Annotated in this window: 29 protein-coding genes and 2 pseudogenes; 23 read left to right on the forward strand and 8 right to left on the reverse strand. The window is 72.1% G+C overall.

Annotated features, from left to right (window positions below; genetic code table 11):
• Positions 1-108: 108 nt before the first annotated feature.
• Positions 109-708 carry a hypothetical protein gene (locus ABZ842_RS03300; RefSeq protein ID WP_361530752.1) on the forward strand — a complete coding sequence of 200 codons (600 nt, stop codon included), beginning with the start codon at positions 109-111 and terminating at the stop codon, positions 706-708.
• A gap of 79 nt (positions 709-787) precedes the next feature.
• Here ABZ842_RS03300 and ABZ842_RS03305 read toward each other — a convergent pair whose 3' ends face one another.
• On the reverse strand, positions 788-1,813 hold the full coding sequence (locus ABZ842_RS03305; RefSeq protein WP_361530755.1) for a helix-turn-helix domain-containing protein: 1,026 nt from the start codon (positions 1,811-1,813) through the stop codon (positions 788-790).
• Between the two features lie 133 nt (positions 1,814-1,946).
• Here ABZ842_RS03305 and ABZ842_RS03310 point away from each other — a divergent pair, with 133 nt between their 5' ends.
• A complete protein-coding gene (locus tag ABZ842_RS03310) occupies positions 1,947-2,846 on the forward strand; it encodes an NAD(P)-binding domain-containing protein (RefSeq protein ID WP_361530758.1) in 900 nt (299 codons plus the stop codon).
• Positions 2,847-3,164: 318 nt separating this feature from the next.
• Here the strand turns inward: ABZ842_RS03310 and ABZ842_RS03315 are convergent, their stop codons facing one another.
• Together ABZ842_RS03315 and ABZ842_RS03320 are read right to left on the reverse strand one after the other, a co-directional pair.
• Positions 3,165-3,380, reverse strand: coding sequence for a hypothetical protein (locus tag ABZ842_RS03315; protein ID WP_361530761.1), 216 nt, complete (start codon positions 3,378-3,380; stop codon positions 3,165-3,167).
• A complete protein-coding gene (locus ABZ842_RS03320) occupies positions 3,377-3,634 on the reverse strand; it encodes a hypothetical protein (RefSeq protein WP_361530764.1) in 258 nt (85 codons plus the stop codon). The genes ABZ842_RS03315 and ABZ842_RS03320 overlap by 4 nt, the downstream gene beginning before the upstream one ends.
• A gap of 179 nt (positions 3,635-3,813) precedes the next feature.
• On the opposite strand from ABZ842_RS03320, the gene ABZ842_RS03325 reads away from it, so the two are divergent.
• The 4 genes from ABZ842_RS03325 (at position 3,814) to ABZ842_RS03340 (ending at position 6,503) form a co-directional block, all read left to right on the forward strand.
• Positions 3,814-4,347 (forward strand): GNAT family N-acetyltransferase, encoded by a 534-nt coding sequence (locus ABZ842_RS03325; protein ID WP_361530767.1) that lies wholly within the window; start codon positions 3,814-3,816, stop codon positions 4,345-4,347.
• Positions 4,348-4,420: 73 nt separating this feature from the next.
• Positions 4,421-5,158 (forward strand): Mut7-C RNAse domain-containing protein, encoded by a 738-nt coding sequence (locus tag ABZ842_RS03330; protein ID WP_361530770.1) that lies wholly within the window; start codon positions 4,421-4,423, stop codon positions 5,156-5,158.
• Between the two features lie 128 nt (positions 5,159-5,286).
• Complete coding sequence (locus ABZ842_RS03335) at positions 5,287-5,622, forward strand: YnfA family protein (protein ID WP_361530773.1); 336 nt, start codon at positions 5,287-5,289, stop codon at positions 5,620-5,622.
• Between the two features lie 107 nt (positions 5,623-5,729).
• Positions 5,730-6,503 (forward strand): SDR family oxidoreductase, encoded by a 774-nt coding sequence (locus ABZ842_RS03340; protein WP_361530776.1) that lies wholly within the window; start codon positions 5,730-5,732, stop codon positions 6,501-6,503.
• Positions 6,504-6,520: 17 nt separating this feature from the next.
• Here ABZ842_RS03340 and ABZ842_RS03345 read toward each other — a convergent pair whose 3' ends face one another.
• Positions 6,521-7,726 (reverse strand): RtcB family protein, encoded by a 1,206-nt coding sequence (locus ABZ842_RS03345; protein WP_361530779.1) that lies wholly within the window; start codon positions 7,724-7,726, stop codon positions 6,521-6,523.
• Between the two features lie 181 nt (positions 7,727-7,907).
• On the opposite strand from ABZ842_RS03345, the gene ABZ842_RS03350 reads away from it, so the two are divergent.
• The 3 genes from ABZ842_RS03350 to ABZ842_RS03360 all read left to right on the forward strand — a co-directional run bounded on the left by ABZ842_RS03350 (position 7,908) and on the right by ABZ842_RS03360 (position 11,333).
• Positions 7,908-8,714 (forward strand): DUF3558 domain-containing protein, encoded by an 807-nt coding sequence (locus tag ABZ842_RS03350; protein WP_361530782.1) that lies wholly within the window; start codon positions 7,908-7,910, stop codon positions 8,712-8,714.
• Between the two features lie 164 nt (positions 8,715-8,878).
• Positions 8,879-9,709: a DUF3558 domain-containing protein gene (locus ABZ842_RS03355; protein ID WP_361530785.1), complete on the forward strand. Its 831-nt coding sequence runs from the start codon at positions 8,879-8,881 to the stop codon at positions 9,707-9,709.
• A gap of 163 nt (positions 9,710-9,872) precedes the next feature.
• On the forward strand, positions 9,873-11,333 hold the full coding sequence (locus tag ABZ842_RS03360; protein ID WP_361530788.1) for a DUF2637 domain-containing protein: 1,461 nt from the start codon (positions 9,873-9,875) through the stop codon (positions 11,331-11,333).
• Between the two features lie 169 nt (positions 11,334-11,502).
• Here ABZ842_RS03360 and ABZ842_RS03365 read toward each other — a convergent pair whose 3' ends face one another.
• On the reverse strand, positions 11,503-11,706 hold the full coding sequence (locus tag ABZ842_RS03365; RefSeq protein WP_361530791.1) for a hypothetical protein: 204 nt from the start codon (positions 11,704-11,706) through the stop codon (positions 11,503-11,505).
• 134 nt (positions 11,707-11,840) lie between these two features.
• Between ABZ842_RS03365 and yhfZ the strand changes: the two genes are divergently transcribed.
• From yhfZ to ABZ842_RS03405, 8 genes are all read left to right on the forward strand, one after another.
• Positions 11,841-12,788 carry a GntR family transcriptional regulator YhfZ gene (yhfZ, locus tag ABZ842_RS03370; protein ID WP_361530794.1) on the forward strand — a complete coding sequence of 316 codons (948 nt, stop codon included), beginning with the start codon at positions 11,841-11,843 and terminating at the stop codon, positions 12,786-12,788.
• 92 nt (positions 12,789-12,880) lie between these two features.
• Positions 12,881-13,324 (forward strand): transcriptional antiterminator, encoded by a 444-nt coding sequence (locus ABZ842_RS03375; protein ID WP_361530797.1) that lies wholly within the window; start codon positions 12,881-12,883, stop codon positions 13,322-13,324.
• Complete coding sequence (locus ABZ842_RS03380) at positions 13,321-13,680, forward strand: DUF2620 domain-containing protein (RefSeq protein ID WP_361530800.1); 360 nt, start codon at positions 13,321-13,323, stop codon at positions 13,678-13,680. Before ABZ842_RS03375 ends, ABZ842_RS03380 begins: the two co-directional genes overlap by 4 nt.
• Positions 13,681-13,789: 109 nt before the next feature.
• The gene (locus ABZ842_RS03385; protein ID WP_361530984.1) at positions 13,790-15,142 is read left to right on the forward strand and encodes a YhfT family protein; all 1,353 of its coding nucleotides are present in this window, start codon (positions 13,790-13,792) and stop codon (positions 15,140-15,142) included.
• A 90-nt stretch (positions 15,143-15,232) separates the two neighbouring features.
• Positions 15,233-16,318 carry a phosphotriesterase gene (locus ABZ842_RS03390; RefSeq protein WP_361530803.1) on the forward strand — a complete coding sequence of 362 codons (1,086 nt, stop codon included), beginning with the start codon at positions 15,233-15,235 and terminating at the stop codon, positions 16,316-16,318.
• A complete protein-coding gene (locus ABZ842_RS03395; RefSeq protein ID WP_361530806.1) occupies positions 16,315-17,472 on the forward strand; it encodes an aminotransferase class V-fold PLP-dependent enzyme in 1,158 nt (385 codons plus the stop codon). The genes ABZ842_RS03390 and ABZ842_RS03395 overlap by 4 nt, the downstream gene beginning before the upstream one ends.
• A 3-nt stretch (positions 17,473-17,475) precedes the next feature.
• Positions 17,476-18,690, forward strand: coding sequence for an alanine racemase (locus ABZ842_RS03400; protein ID WP_361530809.1), 1,215 nt, complete (start codon positions 17,476-17,478; stop codon positions 18,688-18,690).
• Complete coding sequence (locus ABZ842_RS03405) at positions 18,687-19,865, forward strand: phosphopentomutase (RefSeq protein ID WP_361530812.1); 1,179 nt, start codon at positions 18,687-18,689, stop codon at positions 19,863-19,865. The genes ABZ842_RS03400 and ABZ842_RS03405 overlap by 4 nt, the downstream gene beginning before the upstream one ends.
• A gap of 11 nt (positions 19,866-19,876) precedes the next feature.
• Here ABZ842_RS03405 and ABZ842_RS03410 read toward each other — a convergent pair whose 3' ends face one another.
• Positions 19,877-20,146, reverse strand: a complete 270-nt coding sequence (locus ABZ842_RS03410) for a DUF2087 domain-containing protein (protein WP_361530815.1) — start codon at positions 20,144-20,146, stop codon at positions 19,877-19,879.
• 105 nt (positions 20,147-20,251) lie between these two features.
• Here ABZ842_RS03410 and ABZ842_RS03415 point away from each other — a divergent pair.
• A pseudogene (locus ABZ842_RS03415) lies at positions 20,252-20,458 on the forward strand (IS5/IS1182 family transposase); the annotation flags it as partial.
• Between the two features lie 90 nt (positions 20,459-20,548).
• Here the strand turns inward: ABZ842_RS03415 and ABZ842_RS03420 are convergent.
• Positions 20,549-21,682, reverse strand: a complete 1,134-nt coding sequence (locus tag ABZ842_RS03420) for a serine hydrolase domain-containing protein (RefSeq protein ID WP_361530818.1) — start codon at positions 21,680-21,682, stop codon at positions 20,549-20,551.
• A 266-nt stretch (positions 21,683-21,948) separates the two neighbouring features.
• Between ABZ842_RS03420 and ABZ842_RS03425 the strand changes: the two genes are divergently transcribed.
• The 3 genes from ABZ842_RS03425 to ABZ842_RS03435 all read left to right on the forward strand — a co-directional run bounded on the left by ABZ842_RS03425 (position 21,949) and on the right by ABZ842_RS03435 (position 23,751).
• The gene (locus ABZ842_RS03425) at positions 21,949-22,239 is read left to right on the forward strand and encodes a hypothetical protein (protein WP_361530821.1); all 291 of its coding nucleotides are present in this window, start codon (positions 21,949-21,951) and stop codon (positions 22,237-22,239) included.
• 78 nt (positions 22,240-22,317) lie between these two features.
• The gene (locus tag ABZ842_RS03430) at positions 22,318-23,157 is read left to right on the forward strand and encodes a protein kinase (RefSeq protein ID WP_361530824.1); all 840 of its coding nucleotides are present in this window, start codon (positions 22,318-22,320) and stop codon (positions 23,155-23,157) included.
• A gap of 33 nt (positions 23,158-23,190) precedes the next feature.
• The gene (locus ABZ842_RS03435; protein ID WP_361530827.1) at positions 23,191-23,751 is read left to right on the forward strand and encodes a GNAT family protein; all 561 of its coding nucleotides are present in this window, start codon (positions 23,191-23,193) and stop codon (positions 23,749-23,751) included.
• Positions 23,752-23,764: 13 nt separating this feature from the next.
• Here ABZ842_RS03435 and ABZ842_RS03440 read toward each other — a convergent pair whose 3' ends face one another.
• The gene (locus tag ABZ842_RS03440) at positions 23,765-24,079 is read right to left on the reverse strand and encodes a hypothetical protein (protein ID WP_361530830.1); all 315 of its coding nucleotides are present in this window, start codon (positions 24,077-24,079) and stop codon (positions 23,765-23,767) included.
• Between the two features lie 332 nt (positions 24,080-24,411).
• Between ABZ842_RS03440 and ABZ842_RS03445 the strand changes: the two genes are divergently transcribed.
• Positions 24,412-24,660 (forward strand): hypothetical protein, encoded by a 249-nt coding sequence (locus ABZ842_RS03445; RefSeq protein ID WP_361530833.1) that lies wholly within the window; start codon positions 24,412-24,414, stop codon positions 24,658-24,660.
• Positions 24,647-25,160: pseudogene (locus tag ABZ842_RS03450) on the forward strand (DUF6879 family protein). Before ABZ842_RS03445 ends, ABZ842_RS03450 begins: the two are co-directional and overlap by 14 nt.
• Positions 25,161-25,163 lie beyond the last annotated feature (3 nt).

Below are 25,163 nucleotides of genomic sequence, written 5' to 3' on the forward strand. Positions count from 1 at the left end.
GCCCGGAGCGTTCCACGCGGACAGGTGTTTCACCCGTCGCTCGTGGGGGAGGTCACTGTCACGATGATCGGGTTGCGCGGCGGGGGCTGCGAGTGGTCGGGTGGAGATATGTATCGCGGTGGCGGACTGGGCGAAGGGACCGACGACCTGGGTCCTGAGCCCACCGGGCGGGGCAGGCACCGGCGGGGCGACGCGGACGCGAACGCACGCGCACACGCGCATGCGAACGCGGAAGCGAACGCGAGCGCCTCGGGAGGCAGGAGCGCCCGCGTGGGGGTGACGTACAAGTACTTCGGCGCACCGGACGGCGCCACCGCGGCGAGAGTGCCGATCTCGATGCGCCCGGAGGAGCTGGGCGGCGACGAGCTGGGCATGGGCGGCCTCTTCACCAAGATCAAGCCCGAGACCATAGCCGCGATGGTCCTCACCGGCATAGAAGGCATGCCCCTGCACAAGGTCCCGCCGCTTGAGCTGGTCGTCCTCCACCCCGACTACGCCGTCGTGAAGCTGCCGACGACCGTGGTCGACCCGCTGCGCGGCGTGGGCGAGGAGTCCGTCGGCGCCGCCGCCTTCATCTGGTCGACGGTCCCCGACCGCGGGGGCCCGCGCGACGCGTTCAACGTCTACCAACTGCTCCACGAGTGGCAGGACTTCTCCCACCGACTGCACGAGGCGGGGCACCAGCCGTACTGCCTGGTGTGGCCGTGAGCTGCCGTCCCGTCGGCTGAGCCGTACGGGATCGTCGCTGGAGTCCCCCGTCCCGGGCGCCAGATCCGGCCATGGGCCGTCAGGGGGTGCGCACGGGGTCGGTCGGGCAGGTGCGGGGGAAGGCCCGGCGGTAGTCGCCGGGGGTGACGCCGACGTGTCGCAGGAAGTGGTGGCGCAAGTTGTTCGCCGTGCCGAGGCCGCTGAGTTCGCCGACCTTGTCGACGGGCAGGTCCGTGCTCTCCAACAACTCCCTCGCCCGGCCCAGGCGTTGGGCGAGCAGCCACTGGAGGGGCGTGGTGCCGGTGGCGGCCTGGAGGCGGCGGTAGAAGGTGCGGGGGCTCATCGCGGCCCGGCGGGCCAGGTCGTGCACCGTCAGGGGGCGGTCCAGATGGGCGCGGGCCCAGTCGAGGACGGGTGCCAGGCCCTCGTCGTCCCGCTCGGGCACGGACTCGTCGATGAACTGCGCCTGGCCGCCCGGCCGGTGGGCGGGCACCACCATCCGGCGGGCGAGTTGGTTGGCGACGCGGGCGCCGAGGTCGCGGCGGACCAGGTGGAGGCAGAGGTCGAGGCCGGCGGTGAGGCCCGCGCTGGTCAGGACGGAGCCGTCGTCGACGTACAGCACGGAGTCGTCGACCTCGACCTTCGGGTAGCGGCTGGCGAGTTGGGCGGTGTGCATCCAGTGGGCGGTGGCGCGGCGGCCGTCGAGCAGGCCGGCCTCGGCGAGTGCGAAGGCGCCGGTGCAGAGGGAGACCATGCGGGCGCCGGAGTCGTACGCGCGGCGCAGCGCGGCGATCAGTTCGGGCGGCAGCGGCCGGCCCTCCTCAACGCAGGCGTCGGGCACGGAGGGGACGATGACGGTGTCCGCGCCCTCCAGGCCGTCGAGTCCGTACGGGGTGCGCAGGGTCAGGCCGACGGCGCCGGTGTCCGCGGCGTCGGGTTGGCCGACGCCGTCCCGGGTGCCGCACAGCCGCATCTCGTACCAGGGGTCGGCGAGGTCGGGCTGGGGCTTTCCGAAGACCGTGCAGGGGATGCTCAGCTCGTACAGGTCCCAGGAGGGGAGTCCGATCTCCTCGGTGGCTACGACGGCGACCGTTCCAGCGCTCATGGTCGAAGGCTAGGGGGCCGCGGCGGCGTGGCAGGAATTTGGTGGTCGACGGCACTGGCGTCACTGTCGGCGCCGCTGCCCCGCTGCGATCTTGGTGTGCAGACGAAGCACACCCAACGGAGGAGCAGGGCCGATGAGTTCCAAGACGACGAGTTCCGAGGCGGCGGCTGGGCGCGGGGCGGTGACCGTGCTGGGCCTGGGTTCGATGGGTACGGCGCTGGCCACGGCGCTGCTGGCGGCGGGCCACCCGACCACCGTGTGGAACCGCTCCCCCGAGAAGGCAGCGCCGCTGGTGGCGCGGGGCGCGGTGCTCGCCGGGAGCGTACGGGAGGCGATCGAGGCGAGCCCGTTGGTGATCTCCGTGGTGCTGGACTACCCGGCGCTGTACTCGGTGGTCGACCCCGAGCTCGACGCGCTGAAGGGCAGGTCGCTGATCAATCTGACCTCCGGCTCGCCGGAACAGGCCCTGGCGGCGGTGGAGTGGGCGCGCGGGGCCGGCGTCGACTACCTCGACGGCGCGATCATGACGACCCCGCCCGGCGTGGGCCGCCCTGATGTCATGTTCCTGTTCAGCGGCGACCGTACGGTCTTCGACGCGCACGGCCGGACCCTGGAGGTCCTGGGCGACCCCCTCTACCTGGGCGCCGAACCGGGGCTCGCCTCGCTGTACGACACGTCCCTGCTCGGCCTGATGTGGGCGACGATGACCGGTTGGCTGCACGGCACCGCGGTGGTCACGGCCGAGGGCACGAAGGCGACGGACTTCACCGCGGTTGCGCTGCGCTGGCTGGGCACGGTGGGCAACTTCGTCACCCGCTACGCCGAGCAGGTCGACCGCGGCGAGTACCCCGGTGACGACGCCACCGTGGACGTCCAGATCGCGGTGATCGACCACCTGCTGCACGCGGCGCAGGCGCGGGGCGTCGACAACGCGTTGCCGCGGTTGTTGAAGACCTTGATGGAGCGGGCGTCGGCGGCGGGCCACGGCGCGGACAGCTACGGCAGCCTCATCGAGGTGCTGCGCACGAAGTGACGCGACGGCGCCCGCTCGCCGTCGCCGCGCGGACATGGCCGCCGTTTCCCTGCGGGAGCGTTGGTCCCTGCGGCCCGGTGGGTGGCTTGTCGCGCAGTTCCCCGCGCCCCTAAACACCTCCGCCCTAGCCCGCAGGCGAACGACGGGGCAGCGAATCAGGTGGCGCTGGGGGTCCCCCCATGCCCTCTGGGCATAGGGGGCGGAACTGCGCGAACAGCCCACCACCGGGCCGCGGAGACCAACGCTCCCGCGAGGGAACGGCGGATATGTCCAGGCCGCAGCGAAGGAACCCGCGGCGGACGGGGACGCAGCCGGAGGCTAGTCCGTCGCGACCAGCCTCGTCACGCCCGCATCCACCCGCAGGCTCGTGCAGATCTCGTACAGCCCCGCCTCCCGCACGCCCTCGGGGACCTCGAACGTGCCCACCGCCGTGCCGTCCTTCGTCGCCACGGGTACGGGGTGGTCGTACCGCCCCGTCTCCTCCACGGCCGCCAGGATCTTTCCGTCTGCGTCGTACAGTGCGGTCAGCTTCATGTGCCACTCACCCAAATCGCGCTGAAGCGGTAGATGTTGCCGGACGACACGCTGATGTCGAAGTGGTCCGTCTCCTGGAGGTTGTTGTCGGACGTCGTGAAGTGTCTGAGGATCTCCGTGCCGGCCTCGTTCGCCTGGAACGGGCGCCACGAGAACGCCCAGAAGTGCTCGCGTTCGCCGATCGTCCAGGTCCAGGGTTGCGTTCCGGGAGTCTGGAACACGTCGGACCAGCGGTGATCGATACCCGGGGACATGTCTTCACCCGACCTTCGTCAAGCCGTTCGCGTCTCGACCCGGCGGCGCCGGGCGCGGCGCGCGGCGATGGATTCGGCCCCTCGTTCATCGTCACCCCGCCGCGGCCGTGATCGCGACTCGGGCCGCGGACGCCCGCGCGGACCGCGCGTTGTCAGAGGGCGGCCGTAGCCTGCGGAGCATGGAGAGCAGAGCAACGGCGGTGCTGATCGAACCCTGGTCCGAGGACGACCTCGATCTGCTGCGCGCTATCAACGCACCGGAGCTGATGGCGCACTTGGGCGGCCCCGAAACGGAAGAGAAGCTGCTGGACCGGCACCGGCGCTACGTCGCGCTCAGCGCGGCCGGCGCCGACGCCAGCGCCGGGCAGATGTACCGGATCGTGGTCGCGGCCACCGGCGAAGCCGCCGGTGGGATCGGCTTCTGGGAGCACGTCTCGACCTCCGACGGCCTGCCGATGTACGAGACGGGATGGACGGTCCTGGCCGGCTTCCAGGGCCGCGGCCTGGCGTCCCGGGCGACGGCCCTCGTGATCGGGGCCGCCCGCGCCGCCGGTCGGCACCGCTATCTCTTCGCGTACCCGAAGGTGTCGAACGGCGCGTCCAACGCCGTCTGCCGCAAGGTGGGCTTCGAACTCCTCGGGCAGGTCGCCATGGAGTACCCGCCGGGGCACCCGATCACGTCGAACGAGTGGCGGCTGGACCTTCGGCCGTAACGCATCGTCGGGTGGGGCCGCGCCGCGGACAATCCGGATGCCGCGCGCGTCCCTCCGGTGACATGCTGACGGCGTGAACGGACCGCAGATCCATGTCAGCGTCGCCCCTGAGCTGCGCCTCTTCGTCCCGTCCGAGCGCCGCCGGGGCCGTACGGCGCTGGTGACCGACGGCTCCTCCACGCTCGGGCACGTCGTCGAGTCCCTGGGCGTGCCCCTCACCGAGGCCGGTCGGCTGGTGGTGGACGGGCGCGAGGTCGCGGTCTCGCACGTGCCGAGCGCCGGCGAGAGCGTCGAGGTGTACGGGGTGGAGCGCCCGCAGCACGTGCCGGGGGCGCCGCTGCGGTTCCTGCTCGACGTGCACCTCGGGACGCTGGCGCGGCGGCTGCGGCTGCTCGGCGTGGACGCGGCGTACGAGAGCGCGGACATCGGCGATCCGGCGCTGGCCGCGCTCTCGGCCCGGGAGCGGCGGGTGCTGCTCTCCCGGGACCGCGGGCTGCTGCGGCGGCGGGAGATCTGGGCGGGGGCGTACGTCTACAGCGACCGCCCCGACGACCAGCTCCGCGACGTGCTCGGGCGCTTCGCCCCGCGGCTCGCGCCGTGGACCCGCTGCACCGCGTGCAACGGGCCGCTGCGGGACGCCGACAAGGACTCGGTGCGCGGCCAACTGGAGCACGGCACCGAGCGGACGTACGACGTGTTCGCGCAGTGCACGCAGTGCGAGCGGGTGTACTGGCGCGGGGCGCACCACGCGCGGCTCGTGAAGATCGTGGAGGACGCGGTGCGGGAGTTCGGCGGCGCACCCGCGCAGTGACCGACGGCGTAGGGAACACCAGCGGCAGCGGCCACCGACAGTGCGTCGCGCACCATATGCACACCTTTGCCCGCCTGTGCCCATGAATGCCTGACAGTTGGGCGCGTCCCCCGTGGCACCCTGTCACCATGCTGATCGCCCGTTCCGTCGCCCTGTTCGCCGTCGCCGCGCTCTTCGAGATCGGCGGCGCCTGGCTGGTCTGGCAGGGCGTCCGCGAACACCGCGGCTGGATCTGGATCGGCGCCGGCGTGATCGCGCTGGGCGCGTACGGGTTCTTCGCCACGCTCCAGCCCGACGGCGAGTTCGGCCGCATCCTCGCCGCGTACGGCGGCGTCTTCGTCGCCGGCTCCATCGCCTGGGGCATGGTCGCGGACGGCTACCGCCCCGACCGCTGGGACGTGATCGGCGCGCTGATCTGCCTGGTGGGCATGGCCGTGATCATGTACGCGCCCCGGGCCCGCTGACCCCGCCGGAGGGAACCGCGGGCCGGGGCCCGCCTGCCGCCCCCTTCGCGCACCCGCCTATCCTGGCCGCGCCGGACGACCGCCGCCGCCCCCGAGGAGCGCCCCGCATGCCCACCCCCGCCGACAGCACCACCCCCGTCGCCGTCGTCACCGGGGCCAGCAGCGGCATCGGCGCCGCCACCGCCCGCCGGCTGGCCGCCGAGGGGTACCGCGTCGTGCTCGCCGCCCGCCGCGGCGAGCGCATCGACGCCCTCGCGGCGGAGCTGACTGCCGCGGGCCACGGCGCCGTCGCCCACCCCCTGGACGTCACCGACCGGGCCGCCGTGGACGCCCTGGCCGCCTCGCTCGACCGCTGCGACGTCCTCGTCAACAACGCCGGCGGCGCGCTCGGCGCCGACCCGGTGTCCGCCGGCGACCCGGCCGAGTGGCGCTGGATGTACGAGGTGAACGTGCTCGGCACCCTCAACACCACCCAGGCCCTGCTGCCCGCCCTGACCGCCAGCGGCAACGGGACCGTCGTCGTGCTGACCTCCACCGCCGGCCACGCCACCTACGAGGGCGGCGCCGGCTACGTCGCCGCCAAGCACGCCGAACACGTGCTCGCCGAGACGCTGCGGCTGGAGATCGTCGGCACCCCGGTCCGCGTGATCGAGGTCGCCCCCGGCATGGTCCGCACGGACGAGTTCGCCACCACCCGCTTCCGCGGCGACGCGACGAAGGCCGCCAGCGTGTACGACGGCGTCGCCGCCCCGCTGACGGCGGACGACGTCGCCGACACCGTCGCCTGGGCGGTCACCCGCCCGCCGCACGTCAACGTCGACCTGCTGGTCGTCCGCCCGCGCGCCCAGGCGTCCAACACCAAGGTCCACCGCGAGCGGTGACCCCGGCCGCCGGTGCGTCAGCCCTTCACGCAGACGACCTGCTTCAGCTTGGCGACCACCTGCACCAGGTCCGTCTGCCGCTCGATGACCTGCTCGATCGGCTTGTACGCGGCGGGGATCTCGTCCACCACCCCGCTGTCCTTGCGGCACTCCACGCCCCGCGTCTGCTCCGCAAGGTCCCGCTCCGAGAAGCGCTTCTTCGCCTGGTTCCGGCTCATCCGGCGGCCGGCGCCGTGGGAGGCGGAGTTGAAGGACTTCTCGTTGCCCAGTCCGCGCACGATGTAGGAGCCGGTGCCCATGGACCCCGGGATGATCCCCAGGTCCCCCGAGCCGGCCCGGATCGCGCCCTTGCGGGTGACCAGCAGCTCGACGCCGTCGTACGTCTCCTCCGCCACGTAGTTGTGGTGGCAGGAGATCACCGGGTCGAAGCCGACCTTGGCGCGCCGGAACTCCCCGCGCAGCACCTCCTGGAGCAGGCCCATCATCACGGCGCGGTTGTAGCGCGCGTACTCCTGGGCCCAGAACAGGTCGTTGCGGTACGCCGCCATCTCGGGCGTCCCGGCGAGGAAGACCGCGAGGTCCCGGTCGACCAGGCCCTGGTTGTGCGCGAGCTGCTGCGCCGCGCCGATGTGGTGGTCGGCCAGCTCCTTGCCGATGTTCCGCGAGCCGGAGTGCAGCATCAGCCAGACCGCACCCTCGTCGTCCAGGCACACCTCGACGAAGTGGTTGCCCGAGCCGAGGGTCCCCAGCTGCTGGAGCGCCCGCTCGCGGCGGAACTTCACCTCGTCGGCCACCAGGTCGAAGCGGTCCCAGAAGTCGCGCAGGCGCGCCGGCGACGCGGTGTCGCCGAAGCCGTACACCCGGTCGGTGTCCACCGGCTCGTCGTGCATTCCGCGGCCGACCGGGATGGCCTGCTCGATCCGGCTGCGCAGCCGGGACAGGTCGCCGGGGAGGTCGTTCGCGGTGAGCGTGGTGCGCACCGCGGACATCCCGCAGCCGATGTCGACGCCGACCGCGGCCGGGCAGACGGCGTCCTTCATCGCGATCACGGAACCGACCGTGGCGCCCTTGCCGTAATGGACGTCGGGCATCACCGCGAGCCCCTTGATCCACGGGAGGGTGGCGACGTTCTGGAGCTGGCGCATCGCGACGTCCTCGACGCCGGCGGGCTCCGCCCACATGCGGATGGGCACCTTCGCGCCCGGTACCTCTACATACGACATGGTTCCCCATTCCCCCGAAAGGCCCTCAAGATCAGTGAAGCGCAAAACTGGAACAAATGCCCGCGAAAGCCCCAGCGGGCCGGCGTTCCCTGCTGCGCGTGCGATACACATTGTTTCCGTCGGCCGTCGTGGTGCGGCAATTGTTTTTCCCGTTGACCCCGTCCGGAAGGAGCCCGGAACCGTGCGACGCAGGACGTACGCCGCCCGCCTCACGGCGGTGACCACCGCGGTGGCGGCGCTCTTCGCGGCCGGCTGCACCAGCGACGGAGCGGGGGCGAGCGGCGCCGTGAACACCAAGGCGGGCGCGGGCACGACGCCCGCCGCCCAGCCGGGGAAGTACCGCACCCTGCCGGAGCCGTGCGGCTCCGTCGCGGGCTCCACGCTGAAGGACCTGCTGCCGGGCGTGACCGAGCTGGCCGACGAGCAGCAGAAGCAACTGCTGCGCGGCCAGCCCGTGAGCACGTACGACACCGACCGCCGGGTGGGCTGCAGCTGGGAGGCGAAGTCGCCGGACGCCGCGCACTCGCTGAGCCTGGACTTCGAGCGCGTCGTCTCCTACGACCGGGCCGTCAGCGACGACGACCGGGCGCAGCAGGTCTTCGAGAAGAAGCAGACGGCGGCCGGGGTGCCGCTGGAGTCCACGGCCGGCGGGCCGGCGTCGAAGCCGACCACGACGTCGTCGGCCCCTCCGACGAGCACGGCTGGCACTGCGGGCGCGGCCGGTGCGACGGACGCCGAGGAGCTGGAGCCGCGGGTGCTCGACGGCATCGGCGACGCCGCGTTCCTCAACGACGTCGTCACCACCGCGGGCGCCGGATCGAACGCCCAGCGCCGCACCGTCAGCGTGGTGTTCCGCACATCGAACGTCGTCGTCACGGTCGTCTACGTGGCACAGCCGGGCGGCGCCGCCGAGCCCCCCGACGGCAAGGAACTGCAGGAAAAGGCCCAGAGCGTGGCGCGCGACCTGGTCGACGAGTTCCGTGAGTGAGGCCGCCGGCGCACCGGCCCCGCCCGCCCCGCGGCATCTCGGGAGCGACCCCTCGCCCCTCCGGTTGCGCGTACGGTGGCCTGGTCGGCCGCTGGAGCGCGCGACCGTACGTCGGCCGCGTGCCCGCCGTACGACACGAACGTTGCCCGACCACTGAAGGAACCATGCACCGAACTAGCCCCCGCCTCACCCGCATACTCGCCTGCGCAGCCCTTCCGCTCGCCCTCGTCCTCGCCGGCTGCTCGTCGGACTCCGGCGACGACGACAAGAAGGCCAAGGACGACAAGGAGAAGGGCGCGTCGTCGTCCGCCTCGCCCGGCGGCGACTCGGCGGGCTCCGGCTCGGGCGTGGAGCAGCCGCAGAACGTGGAGGCTGCCAGGTTCGCGAAGCTGCCGACCGCCTGCGGGTCGATCTCGAAGCGGACGGTGGGGAACCTGCTGCCCGCCGCCAAGCCGAAGGAAGGCACCGCCGGGAAGTCCTCCGACCTGCTGGCCCGGGCCAACTGCTCGTGGAACAGCCTGGACGACAACGGCGTGAAGGGCTCGCAGTACCGCTGGATGGACGTCTCGTACCTGCGGTTCGACTCCGAGCAGGCGCTGAACCTCAGCGGCGAGCAGCGCGCCAAGGACGGCTTCGGCAAGGAGCTCGCCAAGGCGCAGGGGACCAAGGGCGCCACGGACCTGAAGACCTCGGCGGCGAGCGGCGTCGGCGACGAGGCGCAGGCGGTGGTCTACAAACTGCGCAAGACGGACGCGGACTTCTCGTACGCCACGATCGTCGCCCGCACCGGGAACGTCGTGATCACGCTGACGTACAACGGCACCGGCTACGCGGGCGCACAGAACCCGAAGGCCGAGGACATCACCAAGGGCGCGATCGGCGCCGCGAAGGACGCCGTGGCGTCGGTGGCCGCGATCAACAAGGACGCCGGCGCCCCGCCGAGCAAGGGCGCGAGCCCCAAGCCGTCAACGGCGCCGGACACAAAGGCGAGTTGACCGGTCCGCCCGGTCGCCGTGGCCGGTGACCGGTGCCTCCAGCGGAGCCCGTGGTCCCCCGAGGGACACGGGCTCCGCGGGCATGTGCCACGCTGTGCCCCTGGCCCAACCGGTAGTCGTGTTCAGGCCAGTGTGCCTTCGGCACGAGGGAAGGAGACCGCGGGTGGCCGCGATGCAGCTGACACGGACGCACCGCATACTCATCGGCATGGTCGTGGCCGGTGCGGTCGTCATCGCCGGCATCGGTTTCGCCGGCTCGTACGCCGCGGTGCGCGACCTGGCTGAGCGCAAGGGCTTCGGCGACTTCGCGCTGGTCTTCCCGATCGGCATCGACGCGGGCATCTGTGTGCTGCTGGCGCTCGACCTGCTGTTGACGTGGATGCGCATCCCCTTCCCGATGCTGCGTCAGACGGCGTGGCTGCTCACCGTCGCCACCATCGCCTTCAACGGCGCCGCGTCCTGGCCGGATCCGCTCGGTGTCGGGATGCACGCGGTGATCCCGGTGCTGTTCGTGGTGACGGTGGAGGCGGCGCGGCACGCCATCGGGCGGATCGCGGACATCACCGCCGACAAGCACATGGAGGGCGTGCGGCTGACGCGTTGGCTGCTGTCCCCGGTGCCGACGTTCAAGCTGTGGCGGCGGATGAAGCTGTGGGAGCTGCGCAGCTACGAGCAGGTCATCAAGTTGGAGCAGGAGCGCCTGATCTATCAGGCGCGGCTCCAGGCCCGGTACGGGCGCAGCTGGCGGCGCAAGGCGCCGGTGGAGTCGCTGATGCCGCTGCGGCTGGCGAAGTACGGCGTGCCGCTGGCGGAGACCGCGCCGGCGGGGCTCGCCGCGGCCGGGGTCGATCCGGTGCTGCTGCCGCCGGCGCCGAAGGTCGAGGTGGAGGTCGAGGCGGTGGCGCCCGCTCCGGCCGCGGTGCCGGCTGCGGTGCCGGTGGCGTTGGAGAAGCGGCAGTTGACGCGGGCTCCGGAGCCGGAGGCGCAGACGCGGGCTCCGGAACAACCCGAGGAGAAGTCCGAGGAGAAGCCTGCTGCGTCTGCGGAGTTGGCCGAACCTCCGTCGTACGAGCCCGAGTACGAGGCGGACGAGCGGCTGCGCTACGAGGAGTACCAGCGCTTCCTGGAGTACCAGCGGCACGCGCAGGAGGGCCCGGAGACGAACCCCTGGTTCCGGCAGGGCGTGCAGCGCGGGGCGTATGAGGGCGGGTACGACCCGCAGCAGAACGCCCGGCAGCAGCCGGAGGTGGAAGTGGAAGCGGAGGCGGAGCCGATCCGGATTCCCGCCGGCCCCGGCGGCCGTACGCGCATCCTCGGCGACCCGGACCACGAGCACGAGCGTCCGGAGGAGGCGCCCGTTGACCGGCCCCGCGCGGTGGACCCGTTGGTCGAACAGCCGGTGGACGACTCCTCGGACGTGGACGCCTTCTACGACGCGGCCTACCCCGTCTTCGTCGCGTACGCGCACGAGCACGGCGACTACCCGAAGGCCGACGTCCTCGACATACACCTCGGCGACGTCCACGGCATCACGCACCCTCGCAGCGCGACCCTGCTGCGCCAGGTCATGCCGGCGTTCCGCCAGCGCATGGAAGCGGAGCTGGAAGCGGAACACATCGCGTAACGCCCCCGCCTCGACCTTGGGGCGTGTCCGCGGTGCCCCGCGTGCCTCTTCAGCAGTGCGGCTGCCTCGGGCCGCGGGCGCGATAGCGCCGTGCCACGCGCGATGACGGCGTCTGCGACCCGTCTGTGGCTTGTCGCGCAGACCGCCGCACCCCGCAGGGAAACCGCGGTCAGAGCTTGCCGCGTTTGCGTGCCTCCACGGGGAGCGCGATCGCGAGGCCGACGACCATGATCGCGACGTACGCCGGCACCGACAGGTCCCACCACTTGTGGAGCAGCCCCCAGGGCTCCTCACCCCAGATCAGGCCGCCCGCCCCCACGCCGCCCTGGACCGCGGTGACCCATCCGACGATCAACAGCACTTCGTTCTTCATGCTCCAACGCTCCCGCGCGCCGGGGCCGCATGCGTCGTGCCCACGACGGAACCGCGGGTCCGTCGAAAGATGCAGTGCCGTTCTCCCGCACATCGACCCTTGTCAGTATCCAGAATCCTGGTTACTGTCCAAGCGTGAACCGTTTTGACGAGCGCTTCCTCACCCGGAACGGCCTCGCCGCCCGCCAGCTCGCCGTCCTACTGCTCCACCAGGAGGCGGACGCCCGGCTGCCGCGCGTGCGCGACTTCGCCGAGAAGCTGGGATGCGGGAACGGCACCGTGCAGGCGGCCCTCCAGCTCCTGGAGGAGGCCGGTGCGATCGAGACGACCGCCCGCGGTCACCTCGGCACGTTCCTGGTGCGCTCGGACCGCGCCGCGCTCTGGCGCCTGTCCGGCCTCGGCACGCTGCTGGCCGCGATGCCGCTGCCGTACTCGCGGCGGTACGAGGGCCTGGCGACCGGGCTGCGCGGCGCCTTCGAGGCAGCCGGCGCGCCCTTCGCCATCACGTTCATGCGGGGCGCCGGCGCCCGGACCGCGGCGCTCCTGGAGGGGAAGGTGGACCTGGTGGTGCTGTCGCGGTTCGCCGCCGACCGGCTGCTGGAGGACCACCCCGCCGGCTCCGTCGAACTGGTGGCCGACTTCGGCCCCGCGACGTACGTCGGCGCCCACGGCGTCCTGCTGCGCAAGGGCGCGTCGCTGACGGCGCCCGGGCTGCGCGTCGCGGTCGACCCCTCCTCGGACGACCAGCGGATACTCACCGAGCGGGCGTTCGCCGGCCGGGACGACGTCCGGTGGGTGGAGTCCTCGTACATGCAGCTGCGCGATCTGCTCGCCCAGGACCGGGCGGACGCGACCGTGTGGAACCTCGACGAGGTGGAGGGTCTGATCGGGCCCGACGTCGAGGTGCTGCCGCTGGGCGACGAGGTCACCCGCGACCTGGCCCTGCGCAACTCCAGCGCCGCGCTCATCGGCCGTGCCGGCGGCGCCACCGCGCTGGACGCGGTGCGCGACCGGCTGGACCTGTCGCTGGTGACCGCCCGACAAGCCGAGGTGGTACGGGGCGAACGCCTGCCGTCGTACTAGCCCCCCTGATCGACCGTCAGCGGCCGTGCGCAGCAGGCCAACTGACGGTCTGAAAATACAGAATCCTGTTTACTGTCGAATGAGAGGACCGCATGGACGACCAACTCGCCCGGCGCATCGCCCTCTTCCGGGAGGGCGGTTCCGTACGGCCCGAGGTCGCCGACTTCGTCACCGTCGAGCTGGCCGCGCTCGCCGCCGAGGGCCGGACCGTCACCGAGGACACCGCCGGCATGCTGACCAGCCATCTGATCATGGCGCTCACCCGGCTCCTGGACGGCGAGGCGATCGCCGCGTCCCCGACGGACGCCCAGGTCGCCGCCGAACTCGCCGACCACCCCGAGGCCGTGGGCCGCGCCCGCGCCGTCGCCGCCCGCGCCCACCGCGAACTCGGCGCCGCACTCCCCGACTCCGAGGTCAACTTCCTCGGCATGCACCTGGCCGTCCTCGCCAGCAGGCCCACAGCGGCACAGAACGCAGCAGCACAGAACGCGGCAGCACAGAACGCGGCAGCACACGACAAGGAGCACCAGTCATGAGCAAGATCCTCACCGGCGGCGTCGGCAAGATCGAGGTTGCCGACACGGTCAAGCAGCTCGCGCTCGACGGCGTCGAGGTCATCGTCTCCAGCGACATGGACGCGGCGATGAAGCTCCGCGCCGGCCAGGCCGACTACTACCTCGGCACCTGCCACACCGGCGCCGGCGCCTCCCTCGGCGTCCTCGTCGGACTGCTGGGCAAGGACGCCTGCCACACCTTCGGCCGCTCCGTGCCGAGCCCCGAAGCCGTGGCCGCGCTGCTCGACGACGGCAAGAAGGTCTTCGGCTTCGCGCTCGACCAGATCGACGCCGTCGCCCCCGTGCTCGCCCGCGCGATCGCCGCCCGCGCCGCCTGACCGCGCGCCCGCCCGCCCCCGTACGCGCCCCCCTGCGTGCCGCACCCGCCGCCGTACGGACCGGGCCGAACTCTCCCCCCGGGCACGAAGGAGTGACCCCGTGAGCACCATCCTCGCCGCCGCTCCGGCGAACGCCGGCAGCCTGGACTTCTCGCTGGCGCAGCAGCTGACCGTCATCGCGCTCTGTGCGCTGACGGCCTTCATCTCCCACCTGGCCCTCGCCGTCTTCAACGACGGCGTGCGCCCCTTCCTCCTCGACTTCATCCAGGGGCGCACCAACCGCAGCGCCACCACCGCCGTCTCCTTCGGGCTCTCCGCCGGCTTCATCTTCGGCCTGGGCGCCCCGATGGCGCTGTCCACCGGGGTGCTCAACCCCTGGCTGCTCTTCCTGCCCACCGACATCCTCGGGCTGCTGTCGCCGAAGAAGTGGCTCGCGCCGATCCTGGGCGGCGCGTGGGGCGCGGTCGTCGTCTTCGGGCTGAACGGCGCGAACGACGTCGCCGGCGACCTGCCCGTGGACTTCCTCACGGCGATGCAGCAGATGTCGACGCCGATCCTCTTCCTCTTCACGCTCTTCCCGGTGCTCGCGATCACCAAGCAGTTCGGGCGGGCGTGGGGCGCCACCGCGGGCGCCCTGGAACTCGCCCTCGTCGTGCTGACGATGAAGGTCTGGCCGAACATGTTCGCCGGGGCGCTGGCGATGGCGGTCGGCGTGCTGATGCTGATCGCGCTCGCCGTCTCCAAGGACCTCAAGCAGCGCAAGCTCGACAAGGAAGCGTCCGCCCACACCCCGCCCGTCGATCCGGCAGTCGCGGCCGACGACCCGATGGCGTCCCTGTTCAGCGCCAGCGCGGCCCGGCTCCGCCGCCACCTGCCGCTGTTCATGCTGCTGGGCGCGGGCGTCGCCGTCCTCGCGCAGGGCCACATATTCGGCGGCGGCGAGGCCACCAGCTTCCTGATCGCCAAGGGCGACTACGCGGAGGCGGCGCAGGTCGACTTCTACCGGGTGTTCGGCTTCATCCCGCTGATCGCGACGACGGCGCTGGCGTCTGGGGCGTACGGCATCGCCGGCTTCACCTTCGTGTACCCCATCGGCTATCTGATGCCGAACCCGTACGTCGCAGCGCTCGCCGGGGCCGCGGTCTTCGCGATCGAGGTGCTGGCGCTGTCGTACATCGGCCGGCTCCTCGGCCGGCTGCCGACCGTGCGCGACTCCTCCGAGCACCTGCGGAGCGCGATCACCGACACGCTCCAACTCGCCATCCTCTTCGGCTCGTTGATGGCCGCCAACGCCATGGGCGGCGGCCTCGGGATCCTCGTCGTCGGCGGGCTGTACCTGCTGAACGAGGCGATGGGGCGGCCGGTGGTCCGGATGGCCGCGGCGCCGGCCGCGGTGCTCGTCGGCGGCGTCGTGCTGAACGTCCTGTACTGGCTGGACCTGTTCACCCCGATCAAGAGCTGACGGACGACGGCGCGGCGCACCCCGCCCGCGCGCGCCGCGCCCGCCCCGTACCGGCCAAAGCGGAAGCGGAACAGGAAGGACCCCCACGCAATGCGGCCCCGACCCACGCGGCCCCCTCGGACCGAGCAGTACGCACCCCTCCCCCACCTCCAGACCGTCACCGGCCCGCTCCCCCACCACGCGGTGACGGGCCCCGTCCTCCCCCACGAACACCTCGTCCTCGACCTCGACCGGGCCGGCGACCGCGCCGCCGTCCTCGACGCCGAGTGCCACGGCCCGGCCGTCGTCACCGAACTCACGCAACTGCGCGAGGAGTACGGCCTCGGCCTGGTCGTCGAGCTGACCTGCCGCGGCATGGGCCGGGACGCCGCCGCCCTGGCCCGCATCTCGCGCGCCGCCGGCGTCCCCGTCATCGCGGCCACCGGCTGGTACTACGAGCCCTTCCACACCCCCGACGTCGTCGGCAGCAGCGTGGAACACCTGACCGCCGTCCTCGTCCGGGAGATCACCGAGGGGATCGCGGGCACGGGCGTGCGCCCCGGCGTCATCGGCGAGGTCGGCAGCCACGGCGAGCGCCCCAGCGAACCGGAGGCCCGGGTGCTGCGCGCGGCGGCCCGCGCCGCGCTCACCACCGGCCTGTCCGTTGCCACCCACGCCCACCTCGGGCGCGGCGGCGCGGCGCAGCTCGACGTCCTCACCCGCGAGGGCCTGCCGCCGGAGCGGATCAGCATCGGCCACCAGGACCTGTTGGACGACCCGCGCGCCCACCGGGAGTTGGCGGCCAGCGGCGCGTACGTCGCATTCGACACCGTCGGCAAGGAGGGCTACCAGCCGGACGCGACCCGGCTGCGCCTGCTGCTCGCCCTCTTGGAGGCCGGCCACGCCGATCGGGCGCTGCTGAGCTGCGACGTCTCCCGGCACGGCTATCTGCGCACCGAGGGCGGCCAGGGGTACGGCCACCTCTTCGGCGGCTTCCTGCCCGCGCTGCGGGCCGCCGGCGCCGACGACGACCTGCTGGACCTGCTGCTGCGCCGCAACCCCGTGCGCTTCCTCACGGGCGGCGCCGAGCTCCCGCCGGAGCCGTACGGCGACGCCCAGCCCTCGCCGGGACCGCACGGCGACGCCCAAACCCCGCCGGGACCGTACGCCCCACTCCCCACGGAGACCACGCCATGACCGCCGCCCCCGCGCCCACCCCCGCGCCTTCCCCCGCCCCCGCCCTCCCCCGTACCCATCCGCTCCCGACCGTCGCGCTGCCCGACGCCGTCGAGCGCCAGTTCCGGCTGCTGGAGTGCACCGCCGTCCACTTCCGGGGTACGGATCTGTTCCGCGCCGACGCCGGCGTCGTGCCCGGGCTCGGCCGGCCGCGCACCACCGCCCGCGTCGAGGCCGTCCTCGCCCGCTTCTTCGGCGCCGAGGACGCCGCCCTGGTGCAGGGCGCCGGCACCGGCGCCATCCGCTGCGCGCTCCAGGCCGCCGACCTGGGCGCCGGCCCGCTGCTGATCCACCGCGCGCCGGTGTACCGCACCACCGCCGTCACGCTGCGCGCGCTGCGCGTCGAAACCGTCGAGGTGGACTTCAACGACCCGGCAGCGCTCGGCGCCGCGCTCGCCACCGGCCGGTTCCGCTGGGCGTACGTCCAGCACACCCGCCAGCGGCTGGCCGACTCGTACGACCCCGCCGAAGTGATCGCCGCCTGCGCCGCGGCCGGGGTCCGCACCATCGTCGACGACAACTACGCCGTGCTGCGCGTGCCCGCCTGCGGCGTCGAACTCGGCGCCGACGCCTCCGCGTTCTCCCTCTTCAAGCTGCACGGCCCGGAAGGCGTCGGGGTCGTCGTCGGCACCCGCGACCTGGTGGAACGCATCCGCGAGGACAACTACTCCGGCGGCGGCCAGGTCCAGGGCCACCAGGCGCTCGACGCCTTGCGCGCCCTCACCCACGTGCCCGTCATGTGGGCCATCCAGTCGCAGGTCGGCACCGAGGTCGCCGAACGCCTCACGGCCGGCGAGGTCCCCGGCGTCGCCGAGGTGCGGATCGCGAACGCGCAGGACCGCTGCCTGCTGGTGCGCCTGGACCGACCCGTGGCCCGCGAACTCCCCTCCGCAGCCGCCAGATTGGGCGCCGCGCCCTACCCCGTCGGTTCGAACTCCCGGTACGAGATCGCGCCGCTGGTGTACCGGATGTCCAGCTCAGCCCTGGACGACGCGCCCGAGCTCGCCGACTGGACCGTGCGCGTGAACCCCATGCGCGCGGGCGCGGACCAGGTGATCGACCTGCTGCGACGCGCCATCGGCCAGCTGAACGACCCCCCGCACCCCAAGGACTGACCCGTGTTCCTCGACACCGTCATCGCCCGCAACCCCGAGCTCGTCGACGTCGCGGCGACCCTCCACGAGCAGGGCGCGATCCCGCCCGACACGTACGTCGTCGACCGCGACGCCGTCGCGGCGAACGCCGCGCTGCTGGCCGCCGAGGCGGACCGGCTCGGCCTGACCCTGTGGTTCGTCGTCAAGCAGCTCGGCCGCAACCCGGAGCTGATCCGCGCCGTCGCCGACCACATCCCCGCGTACGCCGCCATCGACGCCGGCGAGGCCCGCACCCTGCACGCCACCGGCGCCGCCCGCCCCGGCAACCTCGGCCACCTGGTGCAGATCCCGCGCCGCGCCCTGCCCGAACTGCTGGCCTGGCGCCCGGAGACGGTCACCGTGTACGACGCGGCCAACGCGCGCGCCGTCTCCGACGCCGCCGTGGACCTCGGGCTCGTCCAAGACGTCCTCGTACGCATCGAGAGCGCGCCCGGCGCCGGCTACCCCGGACAGGACGGCGGCGTACCGCTCGACGGCTTGGACGCCTTCGCCCACGCGGTGGAGGCCCTGCCCGGCATCCGCATCGCGGGCGTCACCGCCTTCCCCTGCCTGCTGTGCGACCCGACGACCGGCGCCCCGCACCCCACCCCCAACCTCACGCTCGCCATCCGGGCGCGTCAGGCGCTGGCCGCCCGCGGCCACACCGGGCTGAACGACCGCACCGGGCAGGACGGCCGCACCGGGCTGAAGCTGAGCGCCCCCAGCGCCACGTCCGTCGCCGCCCTGCCGCTGCTCGCCGAACACGGCGTCACGCACGCCGAACCCGGCCACGCGCTGACCGGCACCACCCCGCTGCACGCCGTCGATCCGCACCAGCCGGAGAAGCCGGCGTACGTGTACGTCACCGAGGTCGCCCACACCCTCGCCGACGGCCGCCCCGCGGTCTTCGGCGGCGGCTTCTACCCGCGGGCCCGCATCGACAGCGCGCTGCTGCCGCGCACCGGCCAACGGCTGCGGGTCGCCGACGCGCCCGCCGAGAACATCGACTACTACCGGCTGCTTGACGCCCCGCCGCCCGGGGCGCCCGCGCCGCGGATCGGCGACACCGCGGTGCTCTCCTTCCGCACCCAGATCTTCGTCACCCGCTCGACGGTCGCCGTCGTCGCCGGCCTGTCGTCCGGCGCACCACGCCTGACCGGCCTTTACGACGCACAGGGCCGCGCCCTGGAGACGACATGACCGTCATCGTGCTGGTCATCGACGGCTTCGGCATCGGCGCGATGCCGGACGCCGGCGCCCTGCGCCCCGGCGACGTCCACGCCGACACCTGCGGCCACGTCCTGGACTCCCGCCCGCTGTGGCTCCCGGCGCTCGGCGCCCTCGGCCTCGGCCTGCTGTGTCCGCACCCCTCGCTGGCGTCGGCCACCCCGCTCGGCGTGCGCGTCGGCCGCGCCGCCCTCGGCTACGCCGGCGCCGACACGTACGCCGGCCACCAGACCATGATGGGCGCGGACTTCGGCCGTGTCGCCCTCGCCCGCCTCGCGGACCACGCACCCCAGGTCACCGCGGCGCTCACGGCCGCCGGCCACCAGGTCGCCGAGCCCCGCCCCGGCGTCCTCCTCGTCGACGACCGCGTCCTAGTCCACGACAACCTGGAAGCGGACCCGGGCGTGAACTGGAACGCGTCCGGCCGGCTCGTGGACGTCTCCTTCGACGGCGTGCTCTCGGTGGCCCGCACGGTGCGCGCGATCGCCCCCGTCGCCCGCGTCATCGCCGTCGCCGGCCACTCCCCCGAGCCGCTGACCGCGTACGTACGCGACGGCGACGGCGGCACCGTCGGCCTGGACACCCCCGCGTCCGGCTTCTACCGCGGCGACGACCTCGCCGTACGCCACCTCGGCGCCCCCCTCGACCACACCCGCCAACTCCCCGACGTCGCCGCCCGCGCCGGCGTCCCCGTCACCCTGATCGGCAAGGCCGCGGACATCCTGGCCTGCGACGCGGCCGTACGACGCCCCGCGGTGGCGACCGCGGACGTCCTCGCCCACACGGCGAAGGCCGCCCGCGAAGGCGGCCTCGTCATCACCAACGTCCAAGAAACCGACCTCGCCGGCCACCAACAGGACACCGCCCGCTACGCCCGCCTGCTCGAACAGATCGACGCGGGCCTCGCCGAACTCATCCCCACCCTGACCCCCGGCGACCGACTGATCGTCACCGGTGACCACGGCAACGACCCCACGATCGGCCACGCGTACCACACGCGCGAGTACGTTCCCGTCCTCGTCCACCACCCGGAGTCCCGGGACGTCGAACTCCTTCCGGACGCTTCGACGCTGGCGGACGTGGGCGCGACGGCGGCGGTCGCCCTGGGCCTGAACCCCGCGTCTTTGGCAGCGGGCCGCGCGCTGTGAGGAGGCGTGCCTCAGGCCGCCCGCCAGTACGTGCACCCGTCCCGATGCCGCCGCAACTTCCCGGCCTCCACCAGGTCGCGCCGCAGCAACGCGTAGTCGTCGTACACGGCCGCCAGCCGTTCGTTGACCTCCGGTTCGCCGTACTCGGCGTCCGCCTCGAACAACGTCTCCGCGAGATGCGTCAGCAACTGCTCCCGCCGCGCCGCCTTCCGCGGCACGCTGACCAGCCGCCCGCGGGAGAAGAGGTCCTGTACGTCGCGCTGTCGTGTTGTCTCGTCCATGCGGGGACGATCCCCCGCGTGATGTGGTCAGGGCAACGCGTTTTCCGAGCCGCGGGCTCATGGGCCGCACCGATTGCGACCCTGCTACGTAGAGCACTGCCCGGCCAGCAGGCCAACCGACGACGGCGCTGGAGCCGCGGCGGCCGACCGGCCGGTTTCGACCGTGCCCGGTACGCCCGGTGCAACGAGGTGGAGCGCACTGAGAGTGCCCTCAAACGGCACCGGGCGGTTGCGACCCGGTTCGACAATCGGGCTTACATCTCTCATGGCACCGTGACGGTCGCGTCCCTCCGCCTCCGGCTACGTCCGTGACCCGTGGTGCAGCCATTCGTGAAGCCGCACTCGGCGAGACAGGGAAGCCGCAGAGAGCAGCCGACCGCAGCGTCTGGCCAGCAGGGTCGTTCAGCTGCAGAGGGCTGAGGCGGCGGTCTTCTGGAGGTGTTCCACGGCTTGGTTGGTCGTGATCTCCAGGGTCATCGTGACGCTCGCGGCGCGGCCGTCATCGGTGGCCGCGGTCCAGGTCCCGTAGCCTGGGATGGTGCCGCTGTGGGCCCAGGCGACGCGCTTGCGGCCCTGGGCGTCGGTGCACGGCAGGGGCATCGTGATGATGCCCAGCCCGGCGTTGTGGTCGGGGTCGTTCTCCCGCATCGGCACGGTGCTGCGCATCGCGTCGAGTTCCGGCTGGTTGAGGAGGCTGCCGCCGAGCAGGGCGGAGAAGAAGGCGTTCAGGTCAGAATTGGTGGAGATCATCGCGCCAGCCGCCCAGGACGCGGACGGGTCGATCTCGGTGACGTTGCGCAGTGCCGCGCCCGGTTCCTGACGGTAGCCCTGGGGGTGGCGTTCGCGGATGGTTGTCTCGCCGGGGGCGGGGAAGTAGGTGTGGCGCAGTCCGACCTTCTGGATGACGCGCCGGTCGACCTCCTCGGCGAAGGGGCGTCCGGTGACCCTCTCCACGATCAGCCCGGCCAGCAGGTAGTTCGTGCTGCTGTACCCCCACTTCCCTTTCTCCCCGGGTTCGAAGACGGCTTCGTGCTGGAGGGCGATGTCCAGGGCGTCACGGGGAGAGACGTAGCGGCGCTCCAGGATGTCGCCGGTGACGTCCTGTTCGTAGTCGGGAAGTCCGCTGGTGTGCTGGAGGAGGTGACGCACCGTGATGTTGTTTCCGTCGATGTTCTTCCCGCGCACGAGCCCCGGCAGGTGCTTTTCCACCGTGTCGTCCAGGCCGATCCTGCCTTCGCCGACCAGTTGCAGCACGACTACCGCGGTGAACGTCTTGGTCACGCTGCCGATCCGCACCTGCCCGTCCCGGGGCACCTTCGCCTGCGTGTCGCGATCCCCCACTCCCGCGGTATAGGAGCGGACGTGCCCGGAACCGTCCCGCACACTCGCCAGCGCGCCAGGCGCGTGGTCGTCGCGCACCAACGTCTCCAATCCCCGTCGCACCGGGTCCGGACCGGCGGCAGTCGCGGGTGCCGCCATCCCGGCGGTGACGGCGGTGGCCAGGGCAAATGTGGTCAGGGCGAGGTGTTTACGCATCGAGGCTCCTCCAGAGCAGCGTTGACGGGCCTTGGAAACAAGATCAACTCTGCGGTGTGCCCATACCGTTGCCCATCAGTAATCCCCCCTACCAAACCCCTACTTCATCCCTACGGCATGGCCGACCGCACGTGGCACTGCAGGAGGAGCCCCCATCGAATCGCGACTCACCGGACACGCCCTGGGCTCCCGTGCACCTGCTCCACGCAGTGGCCACGCGGGGATGGCACACGCAGTGCACCACTCCAACCCAGGAGGCACAGCACATGACCACAACGGCCAACGCAATCAGGACGGGTCGTGACCTCGTCCCACCCGACCTGGTCGACAGCATCGTTCATTTCGTCGTCGCCCACTTCGGCCAGCAGCCAGAGCGGGCCGAGCGCCAAGCCGACCGGGCCCTCGCGTTCGTCGCAACGCTCGAAGCGGTCACCACGTCCGCCCCTGCGATCAAGGCCGCCGGGTTCACCGTCCACGATGACCGGTGGACGGTGGACGACGAGAACGCCGCGCAGTGTGATTCCGACTGCGGACGACCGTACGGGCGCTCGGAGTAGCCTCCGGTCGGCGACGTGAGCAAGGGGCGATCCTCGCCAGGCTGAGGGTCGACCCACGCTCCGGAAGGACCGGACCTCATGGCAGACGCAACCCCTTACGAGATCCCCGCCGACGTCGTGCCACCCTCCACGGAGGGACGACTCGTGCTCCACAGGCGTGGATCGACGGTTTGGCAGGTCGAGACCGAACGGGGCCCGTACGCCGTCAAACTGGGCTACCCCGTCGAAGCGACCGACGGATGGGACGCGCAGGAGTGGACGGCTCTGGCTCCCGCTCGCGAGGGCGCCGTCCTGCAGCACCTCGACGTGGAAGGCGTCAGCTTGGGCGAGTGGACCCACGGCACGTGGAACGTTCAGCCCTGGCACCACGGCGACAGCCTCTACGACCTGTGGCAGCCACACCGCGCCGAAGGAGCCTCCACCGAGCCCGACCCGAGCGAAGCTCTGTCGTGCGCGGAAGCCGTGGCCGCACTGCACGCCGCGGGGTGGGTGCACGGCGACATCCAACCCTCCCACCTGATCACCAGCCCGGTAGGAACGAACCTGATCGACCTGGCGCTCGCGCACGGCGGCACCGTCCCCGCCGCGTACGACTTCAGCTACCGCGGATGCCTTGTCCACTACGAGAGCCCCGAAATCTCCCGAAGCGTGCTGGAAACCGGCACGGCCACGCCAACCGAAGCATCGGACGTCTACGCCCTGGGCGCGTCCCTCTTCATCAGCGCCACCGGACTCCGACACGTCGCCTACCCCGACGACGCCAGCCGCCGAGACCAGCGGCAGGCCATCGTGGACGGACCACATCGACCGGTCATCGTGCCGGGCACACTCGGCAAGATCATCGAGGCCACGCTCTCCCCCACCCCGACCGACAGGCCCACAAGCCGCGAAGTCTGCGACGAACTGGCCAACGTCTGAACGGTGCCGCGCTCCGTGAGTAAGGTCCCGAGCATGCGTCCTGCTCACCGCACCGGACCGCGCCTCGCCCTCCGCGAACTCGAACCCGGCGACGTGGACGGCTTGTTCGCGATCTACGGCAGCCCCGAGGCGACCCACCACCTCAGCTTCGAGCCCCGCACCCACGGCCAGGTCGCGGCAATCGTGGAACGCTCCATCGCGTCCGCCCTCGCGGACCCGCGCTCCGAATACGCGCTCGCCGTCGTCGAGCGGGAGGGCGGCAGCCTCGTCGGCTTCGGCCGGCTCGCCACCGACCCGCACCTACAGCGGGCCGCGACCTTCGGCTTCGCCCTGCGCCCGGACGTCTGGGGCAGGGGATACGGAGTGGAGACCGTACGGCTCCTCCTCGGCTTCGGGTTCGAGGAGCTGGAGCTGCACCGGGTCTGGGGTGCCCGTTCACCACGGAACGAAGCGTCCGCCGCGACCATGGCCGCCGCGGGGATGGTGGAGGAGGGCCGCATCCGCGAACACGTACGGAAGGCCGGCCGCTGGCGGGACTCCGTCGTCCACGCGATGCTCGACCGCGAATGGCAGGCCACGGGTCGGGGTCGGTGAGCGCGCCCGCCCTCTACACAGGTGGTACGCCGGGAGTGGGCGTCGGCGCCGGCCGCGGCGGATGCGGACCAGGGTCCGGCGGCATCTGCGGCGTGGGCTTCCCGTGCTTCCCCGCCTCCACCGTCCGCTCAGTGAGGCGGTAGATCCCGAACGGCGGGAACAGCAGGACGCGCACCGGATTGCCCTCCGCGGCGCAGACGTCGCACAAAAGGTCACGAGCCCCGGGTGCGCTGCGGATCACGGTCACGGGCCGGCGCCAGCACGCCTCACACGTGGTGACGTCGGTCGCGGCCACCTTCGCGTGGCCGATGGGGATCAGGGTCAGCATGTGGTGCTCCTCTTTGAGTGGGAGGCCCCGGCCCCGTCCCGGGGGATTCGGAGAACGGGCTGCCCACACGTGCCTGACGGCCACTGCTGCGCCCCCCGGGCGCACGTCGGCTTCCGCGGAGAGGGGGATGAGCTTCATCGCGGCTCCCAGGCGGTGGGCTGAAGCAGTCCCCGGACCGTAGGAAGAGCAGGCAGACGGCCGCCACAAAGTTGCATGCTTTTGCAGAGGCCGTACCTCCTTCTCGTCACACCTCAGCATGGCTATTGACACCTCCACCAGGATGGACCTACCAAGTCTGCAAACAGGCGCAACTTCGTGATTTCGGAGGCGACATGGACCTAAGGTTCATCGGGATCGACCCCGAGACGGACGAGGACGGCTGCCCCACCGTGTGGGTGGACCATGCAGCAGAAGACCTGCTGATCCAGAGCTACACAGCAGACAGCGAGACGGCCGAGAAGTGTCATTCCCTCTCCCCGGCAAAGGCCCCGATCCCGCCCGGCGAGACCGTCATCAGGTTCCCCCGCCGCATGGTGCCGCTGATCAGGAAGGCGTGCGATGAACTCGATGAACTCGACTGACTTCGGCGAGCTGATCGCCGCCACGCAGCGCACCGCCGTCCACCTGGAGACCCGGGACGCGTACTTCAGCAACCCCCGGTTCGAAGCCTGGCAGCAGGGCGAGAAGGACCGACTGGAATGACCGGGCCTCGTGGTGGCGGCCCTTCCACCAGCAGATCGCCGACGCCGTCGCCCGAGGCGTCACCGTACGCCGGGCCCGAATCGTCTCCGAGCCGGTGACCGAGTACATCCGGTGGGAGCACTACGTCACCCAAGCCAACGTCACAGCCGGGGAAGACGTGCGCTGGCTGCCCCGCCGCCGTGCACTCGACGTGCTGGTGCCCGTGAACGACTTCTGGGTCTTCGACGAACGCGCCGTCCGCGTACACCACTTCACCGGCCCAGGCGACTGGTCGGACAAGGCACTGAGCACCGAGCCGCAGCTCGTCACGACGTACACCGACGCGTTCGAGCAGGTGTGGGCGAAGGCGATCCCGCACGCCGAGTACGACATCATCTGACCC

Source organism: Streptomyces sp. NPDC047315 (assembly GCF_040643215.1).
Taxonomy (GTDB): Bacteria; Actinomycetota; Actinomycetes; order Streptomycetales; family Streptomycetaceae; genus Streptomyces.

Coding starts and splice junctions, on each gene's coding strand:
- ABZ842_RS03300 (WP_361530752.1), top strand. CDS start 109: ATGTATCGCGGTGGCGGACTGGGCGAAGGGACCGACGACCTGGGTCCT.
- ABZ842_RS03305 (WP_361530755.1), bottom strand. CDS start 1,813: ATGAGCGCTGGAACGGTCGCCGTCGTAGCCACCGAGGAGATCGGACTC.
- ABZ842_RS03310 (WP_361530758.1), top strand. CDS start 1,947: ATGAGTTCCAAGACGACGAGTTCCGAGGCGGCGGCTGGGCGCGGGGCG.
- ABZ842_RS03315 (WP_361530761.1), bottom strand. CDS start 3,380: ATGAAGCTGACCGCACTGTACGACGCAGACGGAAAGATCCTGGCGGCC.
- ABZ842_RS03320 (WP_361530764.1), bottom strand. CDS start 3,634: ATGTCCCCGGGTATCGATCACCGCTGGTCCGACGTGTTCCAGACTCCC.
- ABZ842_RS03325 (WP_361530767.1), top strand. CDS start 3,814: ATGGAGAGCAGAGCAACGGCGGTGCTGATCGAACCCTGGTCCGAGGAC.
- ABZ842_RS03335 (WP_361530773.1), top strand. CDS start 5,287: ATGCTGATCGCCCGTTCCGTCGCCCTGTTCGCCGTCGCCGCGCTCTTC.
- ABZ842_RS03340 (WP_361530776.1), top strand. CDS start 5,730: ATGCCCACCCCCGCCGACAGCACCACCCCCGTCGCCGTCGTCACCGGG.
- ABZ842_RS03345 (WP_361530779.1), bottom strand. CDS start 7,726: ATGTCGTATGTAGAGGTACCGGGCGCGAAGGTGCCCATCCGCATGTGG.
- ABZ842_RS03355 (WP_361530785.1), top strand. CDS start 8,879: ATGCACCGAACTAGCCCCCGCCTCACCCGCATACTCGCCTGCGCAGCC.
- ABZ842_RS03365 (WP_361530791.1), bottom strand. CDS start 11,706: ATGAAGAACGAAGTGCTGTTGATCGTCGGATGGGTCACCGCGGTCCAG.
- ABZ842_RS03375 (WP_361530797.1), top strand. CDS start 12,881: ATGGACGACCAACTCGCCCGGCGCATCGCCCTCTTCCGGGAGGGCGGT.
- ABZ842_RS03380 (WP_361530800.1), top strand. CDS start 13,321: ATGAGCAAGATCCTCACCGGCGGCGTCGGCAAGATCGAGGTTGCCGAC.
- ABZ842_RS03390 (WP_361530803.1), top strand. CDS start 15,233: ATGCGGCCCCGACCCACGCGGCCCCCTCGGACCGAGCAGTACGCACCC.
- ABZ842_RS03395 (WP_361530806.1), top strand. CDS start 16,315: ATGACCGCCGCCCCCGCGCCCACCCCCGCGCCTTCCCCCGCCCCCGCC.
- ABZ842_RS03405 (WP_361530812.1), top strand. CDS start 18,687: ATGACCGTCATCGTGCTGGTCATCGACGGCTTCGGCATCGGCGCGATG.
- ABZ842_RS03410 (WP_361530815.1), bottom strand. CDS start 20,146: ATGGACGAGACAACACGACAGCGCGACGTACAGGACCTCTTCTCCCGC.
- ABZ842_RS03420 (WP_361530818.1), bottom strand. CDS start 21,682: ATGCGTAAACACCTCGCCCTGACCACATTTGCCCTGGCCACCGCCGTC.
- ABZ842_RS03425 (WP_361530821.1), top strand. CDS start 21,949: ATGACCACAACGGCCAACGCAATCAGGACGGGTCGTGACCTCGTCCCA.
- ABZ842_RS03430 (WP_361530824.1), top strand. CDS start 22,318: ATGGCAGACGCAACCCCTTACGAGATCCCCGCCGACGTCGTGCCACCC.
- ABZ842_RS03435 (WP_361530827.1), top strand. CDS start 23,191: ATGCGTCCTGCTCACCGCACCGGACCGCGCCTCGCCCTCCGCGAACTC.
- ABZ842_RS03440 (WP_361530830.1), bottom strand. CDS start 24,079: ATGCTGACCCTGATCCCCATCGGCCACGCGAAGGTGGCCGCGACCGAC.
- ABZ842_RS03445 (WP_361530833.1), top strand. CDS start 24,412: ATGGACCTAAGGTTCATCGGGATCGACCCCGAGACGGACGAGGACGGC.